The sequence below is a fragment of the Streptococcus salivarius genome (assembly GCF_000785515.1).
Classification (GTDB): domain Bacteria; phylum Bacillota; class Bacilli; order Lactobacillales; family Streptococcaceae; genus Streptococcus; species Streptococcus salivarius.
In genome coordinates this window covers 403,946-416,493 of record NZ_CP009913.1, presented here as the reverse complement: position 1 = coordinate 416,493, position 12,548 = coordinate 403,946, and the positions used below count along the sequence as shown (strand labels likewise).

Annotated in this window: 14 protein-coding genes; 1 reads left to right on the top strand and 13 read right to left on the bottom strand. The window is 40.2% G+C overall.

All coding sequences use genetic code 11. The annotated features are described in order from the left end of the window. Positions 1 to 5 precede the first annotated feature (5 nt). From SSAL8618_RS02155 to SSAL8618_RS02100, 12 genes are all read right to left on the bottom strand, one after another. Complete coding sequence (locus SSAL8618_RS02155) at positions 6 to 1,376, bottom strand: acetyl-CoA carboxylase biotin carboxylase subunit (RefSeq protein ID WP_002885488.1); 1,371 nt, start codon at positions 1,374 to 1,376, stop codon at positions 6 to 8. A 118-nt stretch (positions 1,377 to 1,494) separates the two neighbouring features. Then, a complete protein-coding gene (gene fabZ / locus SSAL8618_RS02150; protein ID WP_002885470.1) occupies positions 1,495 to 1,920 on the bottom strand; it encodes a 3-hydroxyacyl-ACP dehydratase FabZ in 426 nt (141 codons plus the stop codon). Then, positions 1,917 to 2,411 (bottom strand): acetyl-CoA carboxylase biotin carboxyl carrier protein, encoded by a 495-nt coding sequence (gene accB / locus SSAL8618_RS02145; RefSeq protein WP_022495981.1) that lies wholly within the window; start codon positions 2,409 to 2,411, stop codon positions 1,917 to 1,919. The genes fabZ and accB overlap by 4 nt, the downstream gene beginning before the upstream one ends. Before the next feature lie 3 nt (positions 2,412 to 2,414). Next, positions 2,415 to 3,647, bottom strand: coding sequence for a beta-ketoacyl-ACP synthase II (fabF, locus tag SSAL8618_RS02140; protein ID WP_022495982.1), 1,233 nt, complete (start codon positions 3,645 to 3,647; stop codon positions 2,415 to 2,417). A gap of 60 nt (positions 3,648 to 3,707) precedes the next feature. Next, positions 3,708 to 4,442, bottom strand: a complete 735-nt coding sequence (gene fabG, locus SSAL8618_RS02135; RefSeq protein ID WP_002885572.1) for a 3-oxoacyl-[acyl-carrier-protein] reductase — start codon at positions 4,440 to 4,442, stop codon at positions 3,708 to 3,710. A gap of 12 nt (positions 4,443 to 4,454) precedes the next feature. Then, entirely contained in the window at positions 4,455 to 5,375 is a 921-nt protein-coding gene (fabD, locus tag SSAL8618_RS02130) for an ACP S-malonyltransferase (RefSeq protein ID WP_022495983.1), read from the bottom strand. Positions 5,376 to 5,399: 24 nt separating this feature from the next. After that, entirely contained in the window at positions 5,400 to 6,365 is a 966-nt protein-coding gene (fabK, locus tag SSAL8618_RS02125; RefSeq protein ID WP_038675353.1) for an enoyl-[acyl-carrier-protein] reductase FabK, read from the bottom strand. Between the two features lie 106 nt (positions 6,366 to 6,471). Further along, positions 6,472 to 6,696: an acyl carrier protein gene (locus SSAL8618_RS02120; protein WP_002885495.1), complete on the bottom strand. Its 225-nt coding sequence runs from the start codon at positions 6,694 to 6,696 to the stop codon at positions 6,472 to 6,474. Between the two features lie 63 nt (positions 6,697 to 6,759). Beyond that, the gene (locus SSAL8618_RS02115) at positions 6,760 to 7,722 is read right to left on the bottom strand and encodes a beta-ketoacyl-ACP synthase III (RefSeq protein ID WP_038675351.1); all 963 of its coding nucleotides are present in this window, start codon (positions 7,720 to 7,722) and stop codon (positions 6,760 to 6,762) included. Further along, positions 7,722 to 8,156, bottom strand: a complete 435-nt coding sequence (gene fabT, locus SSAL8618_RS02110) for a fatty acid biosynthesis transcriptional regulator FabT (protein WP_038675350.1) — start codon at positions 8,154 to 8,156, stop codon at positions 7,722 to 7,724. Before fabT ends, SSAL8618_RS02115 begins: the two co-directional genes overlap by 1 nt. Positions 8,157 to 8,260: 104 nt before the next feature. Beyond that, complete coding sequence (locus SSAL8618_RS02105; RefSeq protein ID WP_002885566.1) at positions 8,261 to 9,052, bottom strand: enoyl-CoA hydratase; 792 nt, start codon at positions 9,050 to 9,052, stop codon at positions 8,261 to 8,263. Positions 9,053 to 9,262: 210 nt separating this feature from the next. Continuing rightward, positions 9,263 to 9,901: an HAD family hydrolase gene (locus tag SSAL8618_RS02100; RefSeq protein ID WP_022495986.1), complete on the bottom strand. Its 639-nt coding sequence runs from the start codon at positions 9,899 to 9,901 to the stop codon at positions 9,263 to 9,265. A 130-nt stretch (positions 9,902 to 10,031) separates the two neighbouring features. Here SSAL8618_RS02100 and SSAL8618_RS02095 point away from each other — a divergent pair, with 130 nt between their 5' ends. Then, the gene (locus SSAL8618_RS02095) at positions 10,032 to 11,390 is read left to right on the top strand and encodes an aspartate kinase (RefSeq protein ID WP_038675348.1); all 1,359 of its coding nucleotides are present in this window, start codon (positions 10,032 to 10,034) and stop codon (positions 11,388 to 11,390) included. 151 nt (positions 11,391 to 11,541) lie between these two features. Here the strand turns inward: SSAL8618_RS02095 and asnA are convergent, their stop codons facing one another. Beyond that, a complete protein-coding gene (gene asnA, locus SSAL8618_RS02090; RefSeq protein ID WP_013990097.1) occupies positions 11,542 to 12,534 on the bottom strand; it encodes an aspartate--ammonia ligase in 993 nt (330 codons plus the stop codon). Between the last annotated feature and the right edge of the window lie 14 nt (positions 12,535 to 12,548).

Below are 12,548 nucleotides of genomic sequence, written 5' to 3'. Positions count from 1 at the left end.
AAACTTTATTCCTCACGATTCTGATAATCTGGTAGGAAGGTCTCCATCAAGAAGGAAGTATCATAATCCCCAGCGATAACGCTACGATCCGAAATCAAATCCAACTGGAAGTCAGCATTAGTCACAACACCATCGATTTCGAGCTCGTAAAGGGCACGTTGCATCTTCATGAGTGCCTCAAATCGATTTTCTCCATGAACAATGATTTTAGCAATCATTGAATCATAGTAAGGTGGAATAGTATAGCCAGGATAGACTGCACTGTCTACACGAAGACCAACACCACCACTAGGTAGGTAGAGATTGCTAATTTTCCCTGGACTAGGTGCAAAGTTGAACTTAGGATTTTCTGCATTGATACGACACTCAATAGCATGTCCCTTGATTTCAATATCATCTTGGGTCACAGAGAGTTTTTCACCTGCGGCAATACGGATTTGTTCTTTAACAATATCCACACCACTTACAAATTCTGTAACTGGGTGCTCAACTTGAACACGGGTATTCATTTCCATGAAATAGAACTGACCTGTTTTTTCATCAAGAAGGAACTCGATAGTACCCGCATTTTCATAATTTACAGCCTTAGCGGCACGGACAGCTGCAGAACCAATTTCGTGACGAAGAGTCTTACCAATAGCAACTGAAGGTGATTCTTCCAAGACCTTTTGGTTATTACGTTGAAGAGAGCAATCACGCTCACCTAGGTGAACAATGTTACCGTAGCTATCTCCCAAAATTTGAACCTCGATATGACGAGCTGGGTAAATAACTTTTTCAATATACATCGCCCCATTACCAAAGGCTGCTTTAGCTTCTTGTGACGCAGATTCGAAAGCTGGAGCTAACTCTTCTTCAGTGTTAACCTTACGAATCCCCTTACCGCCACCACCGGCAGAAGCCTTAAGCATCACTGGGTAACCAAGACGGTTGGCAACTTCCAAAGCCTCCTCAGCTGTAAAGACTTCACCATCTGAACCAGGAATTACAGGGACATTAGCCTTAATCATTTCAGCACGGGCATTGATTTTGTCACCCATCTTGTCCATGACTTCGCCTGAAGGACCAATAAACTTGATGTTCATTTCTTCACAGAGAGTGGCAAATTTAGAGTTTTCACTCAAGAAACCAAACCCTGGGTGAATAGCTTGAGCCTCAGTCACAATAGCAGCTGATAGGACACGATTCATATTTAAATAAGAATCCGTTGATTTTGCAGGCCCGATACAAATAGCTTCATCAGCAAGCATAGTATGGAGAGAATCCTTATCTGCTTCAGAATAAATAGCAACCGTTTGGATACCCAATTCACGCGCTGCACGGATAATACGCACTGCAATTTCACCACGATTGGCAATCAATAATTTTTTAAACATAAAACAAGATAACATCAGACATTTTTTGATAGTCTGTGTTGATTTCCTTTCTATGTGATAGACCAATGTCTAAAGAAAAATCCTTTCCGACTGTCGCCAGAAGGATTTTCACAAAACATTAGCTTCCAATAGCAAAAGTCAAAGTACCTGATGCAGCAAGTTTACCATCGACTTCAGCCTTAGCTTCAACAACAGCAATTGTTCCACGACGCTTAACAAACTTAGCTGTCATAACAAGTTGGTCACCAGGAACCACTTGTTTTTTAAATTTAACCTTATCCATACCTGCGTAAAAGACTAATTTGCCCTTATTTTCAGGTTTAGACAATTCAAGAACACCAGCTGTTTGCGCAAGAGCTTCCATGATAAGAACGCCAGGCATAACTGGGTATTGAGGAAAATGTCCATTAAAGAAAGGTTCATTGATCGTTACATTTTTAATAGCTGTGATTTCGTCTTCTGAAACTTCTAGCACACGGTCAACCAAAAGCATTGGATAACGGTGTGGTAAAGCTTCACGAATAGCATTAATATCAATTGTCATTTGATGCGTACCAATCCTTTTCCGTAGTCAACAACTTCTTCATTTGCTACCAAGATTTCAGTAATAACACCATCTTTAGGTGCTGGCACTTCATTCATAACCTTCATCGCTTCAACGATAAGAAGAGTTTGACCTTTCTTAACAGTGTCTCCAACAGAAACAAAGGCTGGTTTTTCAGGTGATGGAGACAAGTAAGCCACACCGACAAGTGGACTTTCAACCACTTCTCCTTCAGCAGCTTGAGGTGGTGCAGAAGCTTCTTCAACTGGTGTTGCTGGAGTTTCAACAGCAGCAGGTGCTGCTACTGGAGCAACCGGAGCCTGGGGAGCTGGCGCAACTACTTCAACTGTAGGAGCTACTGGGGCAGCTGTTACTGAACTTGTTTGATTTTTGCTCAAGTTCAATTCTTCACCATTGTTTTTGTATGAAAATTCACGCAAAGTTGATGCATCAAATTGAGCCAACAAATCTTTGATTTCAGAAATATTCATGAATTAAGCCTCCCAACGTTTAAAGGCAAGAACAGCATTGTGTCCACCAAAACCGAAAGTATTTGAAATTGCGTACTCAATATCAGCTTCTTGACCTTCACCATAAACAACATTAGCTTCGATGTAGTCAGACAATTCTTTTGTACCAGCAGTTTTCGGTACATAACTATGACGAATAGCTTCGATTGTTGCAATAGCTTCAACCGCACCAGCAGCACCTAGCAAGTGACCTGTAAATGATTTAGTAGATGAAACTGGAACATCTTTACCAAGTACAGAAACAATGGCACCACTTTCACCTTTTTCATTGGCAGGTGTTGATGTCCCGTGAGCATTAACATAATCAACATCTTCAGGTTTGATACCAGCTTCATTGATAGCCAATTTAATTGCTTTAGCAGCACCAGAACCGTCTGGAGTTGGTGTTGTCATGTGGTAGGCATCACAGTTTGATCCGTAACCAACAATCTCAGCCAAGATGTTAGCACCACGTTTTTGAGCATGTTCCAAGCTTTCGATAACGAGAACCCCTGCACCTTCACCCATAACAAAACCATTACGGTCTTTATCAAATGGAATTGATGAACGTTCTGGATCCTCTGTTGTTGAAAGTGCTGTAAGAGCATTGAAACCACCGATACCAATCTTAGTGATTGAAGCTTCAGCACCACCAGCCAAGACAACATCATGCAAACCGAATTTAATTTCACGGAAGGCCTCACCGATTGCATCATTGGCAGAGGCACAAGCAGTTGTCACGGATTTACATACCCCTTGAGCACCAATTTTAAGAGCAATGTTACCAGCACCCATGTTTGAGAGTGCTTTAGGGATAAACATTGGTTTGATACGTTTCATACCACGTTCGTGCATACGAATGATTTGATCTTCAAGTTCTTGGAGACCACCGATACCAGATGACACGATAACACCAACACGATCACGATCTTCTTCTTCCATGTTAAGTCCTGAAGTTTCAAGAGCTTCCATAGCAGCATAAATCGCATAAAGTGAGTAAGTGTCCATACGATTAGTATCTTTTTTCACAAAGTATTTATCGAACGGGAAATCTTGGATTTCACCAGCGTTAAAGACTGGAATTTCAGAAGCATCAAACTTAGTAATTGGCTTAATACCAATTTTACCGTCATGAAGACTGTTCCAAAATTCTTCTGGTGTATTACCGATTGGTGAGGTCACGCCGTAACCTGTAACAACAACACGATTTGTAGACATATATATTCTCCTTTTGTCGGATGGATATTCTAGTAAATGATTTTTGATATTGAAAATCAATTATTGCATGGTCATACCACCATCAATAGCGATGGTTTGACCTGTGAGATATTCTTGACTAGCCAAGAATGCTGCAACTTCTGCCACTTCTTCTGCTTGACCAATACGTTTCATTGGTACTTGAGCAATCATAGCATCTTTCATTTTCTCTGGAATAGCGTCAGTCATATCTGATTCAATGAAACCAGGAGCGATAGCATTGACACGGACACCACGGGCCGCAACTTCACGCGCTACTGATTTAGTGAAACCAATCAAACCAGCTTTTGAAGCTGCATAGTTAGCTTGACCAATATTCCCCATAAGACCTACAACAGATGACATATTGATGATGGCACCTTGACGCGCCTTAGACATTGGTTTCAAGACAGCTTGTGTCATATTGAAGGCACCAGTCAAGTTGATTTTCAAGACACGTTCAAAATCTTCTTCAGTCATCTTCAACATCAACTTATCGTTAGTGATACCAGCATTATTAACTAGCACGTCAACACTACCAAGCTTTTCAATAGCTTCCGCAACCATACGTTTAGCATCTTCGCCATTAGAAATATCACCTGAGATACCAACAACAGTTACACCATAGTCTGCAAACTGTGCAAGCAAGTCCTCAGAAATTTCAGAACGTCCATTTAGGACAACGTTGGCACCAAGACTAGCAAACTTATGTGCCACAGCTAATCCAATTCCACGTGTTGAACCTGTTACAAAAACATTTTTATTCTTAAGTTCCATGTTTACCTCGTTTTAAGCATTAAGAAGGGCATCAAGACTAGCTTGATCTTCAACATTATGAGTCGGAAGAGTTTTGTCAATCTTCTTCAAGAAACCTGACAAGACCTTACCTGGACCAATCTCAATCACTTCATCTACACCAAATTCTTGAATAGTCGCGATTGAATCGTAAAAACGTACAGGTTCCATCACCTGACGAGCCAAAAGTGCCTTAACATCTTCTGACTTCATGATTTGAGCTTCAGTATTACCTACCAAAGGAAGCTTAAAGTCAGTGAATGACACTTTCTCAAGTTCTGCTGCCAATTTTTGACTAGCTGATTCAAGTAAAGCTGTATGGAACGGTCCTGAAACATTAAGAGGAATCAGACGTTTAGCACCAGCTTCTTTAAGCAATTCCACAGCATAATCAACAGCCTCAACTTCACCACCAATAACAATTTGTGCTGGAGTATTATAGTTAGCAGGCGTTACTACACCCTTTTCAGATGCTTTTTGACAGATTTCTTCAATCAAACTTGGATCTGTATTCATGACTGCAACCATTTTCCCACTTCCAGCAGGAGCCGCTGTTTCCATGAATTCTCCACGTTTAGCAACCAAGGCTACCGCATCCTCAAATGAGAGTGCTCCAGCCGCAACTAGGGCAGAATATTCACCCAAAGAGAGGCCGGCAACAATATCAGGAGTGATACCATTTTCTGCCAAGAGACGATAAATGGCTACTGACGTTGTCAAAATAGCTGGTTGAGTATAGCGTGTCTGATTAAGTTTTTCTTCGTTAGAATCAATCAATTCACGCAAATCATAACCTAGAATACGACTAGCCGTATCAAATGTCTCTTTGACAACGGGATAAGCCGCATACAAATCGCTCGCCATGCCCAATTTCTGAGCCCCTTGACCAGCAAATAAGAACGCACGTTTTGTCACTATCCTAATCCTTTCGACGTTTTTTTAGACGTTTACATCTGCCCAACGAGCAGCTTCTTCTTTAATCACCTTGGCAGCACCTGTGTAAAGGTCTTCCAAGATTTCTGCACACGTTTCTTCTTTACGAACAAGACCTGCAATTTGTCCAGCCATGACTGAACCATATTCCACATCTCCATCAACTACCGCGTTACGAAGGGCACCTGCACCAAGTTCTTCAATTTCCTCTTGAGTTTTCTTACCAGCCAAGAAATCTTTTTCAGCTTGGTTATATTCTGTAGCCAATTTATTCTTAATCGCACGAACTGGGTGTCCAACAACAGAAGCTGAAATAACAGTATCGATATCTTTAGCCTTCAAAATCTTATCTTTGAAGTTTTGGTGAGCATTAGATTCCTTAGCAACAGCGAAACGCGTACCAAACTGAACAGCTTCTGCTCCAAGCATAAGAACAGCAGCCATACCACGTCCATCAGCAACACCACCAGCACCAATAACTGGGATAGATACCGCATCCGCAACCTGGCGAACAAGAGCCATAGTTGTCAATTTACCGATGTGACCACCAGCTTCCATACCTTCTGCGACAACAGCATCAGCACCAAGTTTTTCCATACGCTTAGCAAGTGCAACTGATGGAATAACTGGAATAACTGTGATACCTGCTTCGTGGAAGCGTTCCATGTATTTACCTGGGTTTCCAGCACCTGTTGTAACAACCTTAACACCCTCTTCGATAACGAGGTCAACGATGTCATCTGCAAATGGTGACAAAAGCATGATATTAACACCGAATGGTTTGTCAGTGATTTGTTTCACTCTATCGATATTAGCTTTTACCACTTCTTTAGGGGCATTACCACCACCAATAATTCCGAGTCCACCAGCATTTGAAACGGCACCTGCTAGATCACCATCAGCGACCCAAGCCATACCACCTTGGAAGATTGGATATTTAATTCCTAACAGTTCTGTAATACGAGATTTCATTTTTCACCTTTTTTTCGATTTTCTAATCAAATAAATAGTTTAATAATCAAAGTAATTGTATAAACAAAGGAGAATATCCCAAATAAGAATATTCTCTATGCCCTGCTTATTTAGTTTTTTCTTCTACGTAAGCAACAAGGTCACCAACAGTGTTAAGACCTTCTTCAGTTTCGATTTGGATATCGAATTCATCTTCGATTTCTGAGATAACTTGGAATACATCAAGTGAGTCAGCATCAAGTTCGTCAAAAGTAGTTTCTACTTTTACTTCTTCTGCGTCTTTCCCAAGTTCTTCAACGATGATTTCTTGTACTTTTTCAAATACTGCCATTTTAATTTCTCCTTTAAGATAAATATATTTCTTATAATCTATGCTGGTGCATAATTTATATAACTAGATTTTAACAATAAGACTGCCCCATGTCAAACCCCCACCAAAACCTGATAAAAGAATTGTTTGACCGCTGTCTAATTTTAAGGTCCCATTTGCCACGTTTTCAGAAAGCAAAATTGGGATACTTGCCGCACTGGTATTACCGTAAGACATCATGTTTGCCAAGAATTTATCACGACTGACATCGATTTTCTTAGCCATAATATCCAAAATACGAATGTTAGCTTGATGAAGCAGGAAGTAATCAGGTTCACCTTTTTCTTCAACCAAGGCCTTAATGCTCTTTGAAACTGTCTTAACGGCAAAATCAAAGATCGCTTTCCCATCCATTTGCATATAGGGATTAGGCTGATCAGACTCATCTGAATAAGGCGAGATAACTGCAGAGGCTCCTGACTCAAGACCACCCTTGCTACCATCGGTATTCAAAGATTCTCCGAAGAAATGTTCTTCTTCAGTTTCTTCCAGGAGGACTCCGCCAGCACCATCTCCAAAGAGGACAGCTGTTGTACGGTCAGACCAGTCTAAAGTTTTAGAAAGGACTTCCGCACCAATAACTAGACCTTTTTTGTAGACACCTGACTTAATCAATTTTTCTGCTGTTGCCAAGGCAAAGACGAAACCACTACATGCTGCAGTAATGTCAAAAGCAAAAGCATTGACTGCACCGATTGCTCCTTGAACTCGAGCCGCTACTGACGGCATAGAGCTATCCGGAGAAATCGTTGCAACTAAAACAAAGTCTAGCTCCACTGGCGATAATCCTGATTTTTCTAATAGCTGATGAGCAACATTGGTGGCTAAATCACTCGTGTTCTCATTCAATGAGATGCGACGTTCCTGAATACCTGTGCGTGAGCGAATCCACTCGTCGCTAGTATCCATGATTTTTGATAGGTCATCATTAGTCACGACCTGAGCAGGTGCATAATGGGCAACCTGACTAATTTTTGCAAATGCCATTATTTCAACTCCTCAAGAAAGGCGTGGAGATTTTCCAATCCCTTGCTCATAACCTTCAATTCCTCGTCGTTAAAGCCTTCTGTAATCCTCATCACCATTGATTTATGAAAACGACGGTGAAGACGATATACCAAACGACCCTTTTTAGAAAGCGATAGATGGACCACACGACGGTCAACTGATGAACGCGTACGGACAATATAACCTTTCTTTTCAAGTTTATTGAGAGAAGTTATTACAGTACCAAGCGTTAGCATGAGTTCTTTAGCTACTGCACTTGGTGTCGTATCTGGATGTGTACCGATCACATCAATGGTATGCATTTCCTTGAGGGAAACATCGTTAAACTTTGAATTCTTCAAACTTGCTTCTTCGATAATAACTACGTTATTAAAAATATCAACAAGATAGCCATCAATTTTGTCGTAATTCACACCAGACTCCTTTCAATAAAACTTTGACTTTCAAATTATATCAGACTCAAACTAAATTCGCAAGCCCGATTAAAAAACTTTAGTTTTTCTTTTAGAAAATGTGGTTATTTCCCTTGGAATTTAGGTCGACGTCGCTCACTATAAGCACGAACCCCTTCCTTGAAGTCCTCTGTAAAGGCAAGAGATTTTTGCAAGTCAAGTTCCAACTTAGCATAATTTTCCCATCCTGCAAATTCAGATTCCCAAACCATTTCTTTAATAGCTTTGAAGGAGTTCACTGAAGAACGGTTCAATTTTTTAATCAGCTGACTAACTGTTTTTTCAAGTTTTTCTGATTCGACAACCTTATAGGCAATTCCCCAGTCCAAGGCTTTTTCAGCTGATACTGGCTCTCCTGTCATGGTAATTTGAGTCGCACGGTTGATACCAATTGAACGTGTCAAAAGGTAAAGACCTCCAGCGTCAGGTGCCAAACCAACACCTACAAAAGCTTGGATGAATTTAGCCTTATCAGATGCAATGGTAAAGTCTGCTGCAACAGCTAAGTTAGCTGCAGCACCAGCACAAGGTCCATCAACAACCATAATAACTGGCTTAGGCAATTTTTTAAGAGCAAATGAAATTTCATTTACCTGCTCAGCAATACGAACCAAAGACTGCACATCATCTACAGCAACCGCTTTTTGCATTTGATCAAGGTCTCCACCAACAGAAAAGACTTTCCCATTAGCATTGATTACCAAGAATTTTACTGACGCATCTTGATTAGCTTCTTCAATTGCAGCCATAATTTCATCACAAACTGGAATATTAAATCCATTTTGCACTTCTGGACGATTAAGTGTCAAAGTTGCTACTCCCTCTTCAACACTATAAAGAATTGTTTCGTAAGCCATTTTTTACATTCCTCCGATAACTAGTTCCTATATGAAAACCGCATGTTCTTTATGTTTTTATACAATTTTATTTGATGAATAGATAATTTGATTATCAAATCATTCATCATTATTTTCTAGTATACCATAGTCCACCTAAAGGTCAACAGAAACTTAGAGTTTTTTAATTTGATATATCAAAACACCGAGCTCTACAACTCGGTGTCTCTGTTACTCCAATAAGTCCAAAACATCTATGAGGTTATCCAACAAACCTTTGGCTGCTCCCTGATCCATGCCAAAACGATTATCTTTTATGGCCCAGACCTCAACGCCAGCAGCAACGCCAGCAGCAATCCCCTTTTCGCTATCTTCGATAATCAAAGCCTGATTTGCTTCCACGTTCAAATGCTTCAATGCTGTCAGATAAATCTCTGGATTGGGTTTACTCTCTTTAAATTCTTCTCCTGAAAGAACCACATCAAAGAAACCATCCAAATGATTTTCCTCCAAAGCTCTAAGGATATCTGCCTTCACTGAGCTAGAAGCCAAACCTATTTTCAGCCCTCGAGATTTCACTTCATTCAAGACTTTCAAAACATCAGGAAAGATTAATTCTTTGTAGGGTAAGGGGTTGTCTTGTTTATAGGCATTATACTCTTCTTGTAAAGTTGGCACATCCCAGTTATCATAGTCATCTCTGAGAATATTTTCCCAAACTTGCTTAGTATTTCCACCTATAAAGAAAGACGGGGGTAAATGGTCGATTGAAATTCCCTTTTGAGCTAAGAAACTTGCACGTCGATCATAATAATATTTTTCAGTGTCAAAAAGGACACCATCCATATCAAAAATAATTGCCTCTACCACGGGATATCCTCCTCTTTCTTACTTTATTGTACCATAATCATTCTAAATCTTACTCGCTTTTAAAAACAATGTGACAAATTGTCAGAATTTTGCTATAATTGTAGAGTAATTTAAAATTTTTGGAGTAACTATGAAAGTCATCAAATTCGGTGGAAGCTCGCTTGCTTCAGCCACACAATTAGAAAAAGTCTTAAACATTGTAAAATCTGACCCTGAACGTCGCTTTGTCGTTGTCTCTGCCCCAGGTAAACGTAACGATGAAGATACCAAAGTCACAGACGCCTTGATTAAATACTATAAACACTACACAAAAGGTGCTGATGTCAAAGCTGACCAAGAATGGATTATTAACCGCTATCAAGCTATGGTCGATGAGCTAGGCTTCAAATCAACAGAAATGGCGAAGATTGCTAAATCTATCAACGATCTTGCCACTCTTCCTATTGAAGACAATGATTTCCTTTATGATACTTTCCTAGCTGCAGGGGAAGATAATAACGCAAAATTAATCGCAGAATATTTCCGTAATAACGGTATTGAAGCACGTTACGTTCACCCTCGCCAAGCTGGTATTTTTGTCTCAAGCGAACCTGGGAATGCTCGTATCCTTCCAGGAGCCTATGACAAGTTGGAGGAGCTTCGTGAATCAGATGAGGTTCTTGTAATCCCTGGTTTCTTTGGTGTTACCCCTGATAATCAAATTTGTACTTTCTCGCGTGGAGGCTCTGATATCACAGGATCTATCGTTGCAGCGGGTGTGAAAGCTGATTTATACGAAAACTTTACGGATGTAGATGGTATTTTCGCAGCCCATCCTGGGGTTGTCCATGAACCACATTCAATTCCAGAGTTGACTTACAAAGAAATGCGTGAATTGGCTTATGCTGGCTTCTCTGTACTTCATGATGAAGCCCTCCTCCCTGCCTATCGTGGTAAGATTCCACTCGTTATTAAAAACACAAATAACCCATCTCATCCTGGTACTCGTATTATTCTTGAGCACAAGGGTGCAACAGTTCCTGTCGTTGGTATTGCTAGTGATGACAAATTTGTAAGTATTAATATGAGCAAATACCTTATGAACCGTGAGGTCGGTTTTGGACGTAAGGTGCTTCAAATCTTGGAAGATTTAAACATCCGTTGGGAACACATGCCTTCTGGAATCGATGATCTTTCAATCATTATTCGAGAACGTGAACTTACCCCAATCAAAGAACAAGAAATCCTTTCATACTTGACTCGTGAACTCGGTGTTGATGAAGTTGAAATTGAACATGGCCTTTCAATTCTCATGATTGTTGGTGAAAATATGAAAGACCACATCGGTGTTACAGCGACAGCAGCTAAAGCGCTCTCTGAAAAACATATTAACCTAGAAATGATTTCTCAAGGTTCTAGTGAGGTTTCTGTTATGTTTGTAATTGAAACTGAGCAAGAAAAAGCAGCCGTCAGAGCTCTTTATGATGCCTTTTTCCGTAGTGACGACTAATCTAAAAACCTATCTCCTTCAGGGGAAAGGTTTTTTCTTTATGAGAAAAACTAAGCCAGCTCTTATCATATCTACTCCAATAGCCAATTCATTAATCAATTATGCATAGCTATTGCAAACCAAAAAACACTAACTTTCGTTAGTGCTTTTTTTACAAGATGTTTTCGTAAGTTTCACGAACGGCATCTGGCCAAACTGAAGTTTGAACCTCACCAATATGTTTCTTACGAAGCAAGAACATAGCCATACGTGATTGACCAATACCTCCACCAATTGTTAGTGGGAAAAGGCCATGTAACAAAGCTTGGTGCCAATCCAATTTCAAACGATCTTGGTCGCCAGTAATTTCAACCTGACGTTTAAGGGCATCTTCATCAACACGAATACCCATTGATGACAATTCAAAGGCATGTCCTAATTGTTCATTCCAAACCAAGATATCCCCATTCAAACCATGGTAACCATTCTCAGACTCAGTTGTCCAGTCATCATAGTCAGGTGCACGACCATCATGTGGTTTTCCATCAGGAAGAACACCACCGATACCAATCAAGAATACAGCACCATATTCCTTAGTAATAGCATCTTCACGCTCTTTTGGTGTCAAATCAGGGTACTTCTCAACAAGTTCTTCTGAATGGATGAAGGTAATTTTCTTAGGTAAAATAGCTTCAATATCGTAACGTGCTTCAACTGCTAGCTCAGTCAAACGAATAACCTTATAAATGGTTTCAACAGTTTCTTTCAAGTAAGCGATATTACGATGTCCGTCAGGAATAACTTTTTCCCAGTCCCATTGGTCAACGTAAACAGAGTGCGTTGCATCCAATGAATCTTCATCTGGACGAAGAGCCTTCATATTAACCACGAGCCCTTCACCTTCATTGAAACCAAAACGAGCCAAAGTATGGCGTTTCCATTTTGCTAATGAGTGAACAACTTCGTATGTTGCGTCAGGAATCTGAAGCACATTAACAGTTACAGGATTTTCAATACCGCTCAAATTATCCTGCATACCATCCCCGACCTTACTCAAAATAGGTCCTTGCACTTCAACGACGTCAAGTTTATCAATCAAATACTGTGTAAAAGTATTCTTCACAAAAGAAATTTCCTCTTGTTGATGAATGAAGCTCTTTTTCATACGCTCCTCCTTTA

Coding starts and splice junctions, on each gene's coding strand:
- SSAL8618_RS02115 (WP_038675351.1), bottom strand. CDS start 7,722: ATGGCATTTGCAAAAATTAGTCAGGTTGCCCATTATGCACCTGCTCAG.
- SSAL8618_RS02105 (WP_002885566.1), bottom strand. CDS start 9,052: ATGGCTTACGAAACAATTCTTTATAGTGTTGAAGAGGGAGTAGCAACT.
- fabK (WP_038675353.1), bottom strand. CDS start 6,365: ATGAAATCTCGTATTACAGAACTGTTAGGAATTAAATATCCAATCTTC.
- asnA (WP_013990097.1), bottom strand. CDS start 12,534: ATGAAAAAGAGCTTCATTCATCAACAAGAGGAAATTTCTTTTGTGAAG.
- SSAL8618_RS02095 (WP_038675348.1), top strand. CDS start 10,032: ATGAAAGTCATCAAATTCGGTGGAAGCTCGCTTGCTTCAGCCACACAA.
- SSAL8618_RS02155 (WP_002885488.1), bottom strand. CDS start 1,376: ATGTTTAAAAAATTATTGATTGCCAATCGTGGTGAAATTGCAGTGCGT.
- SSAL8618_RS02120 (WP_002885495.1), bottom strand. CDS start 6,696: ATGGCAGTATTTGAAAAAGTACAAGAAATCATCGTTGAAGAACTTGGG.
- accB (WP_022495981.1), bottom strand. CDS start 2,411: ATGAATATTTCTGAAATCAAAGATTTGTTGGCTCAATTTGATGCATCA.
- fabF (WP_022495982.1), bottom strand. CDS start 3,647: ATGTCTACAAATCGTGTTGTTGTTACAGGTTACGGCGTGACCTCACCA.
- fabZ (WP_002885470.1), bottom strand. CDS start 1,920: ATGACAATTGATATTAATGCTATTCGTGAAGCTTTACCACACCGTTAT.
- fabG (WP_002885572.1), bottom strand. CDS start 4,442: ATGGAACTTAAGAATAAAAATGTTTTTGTAACAGGTTCAACACGTGGA.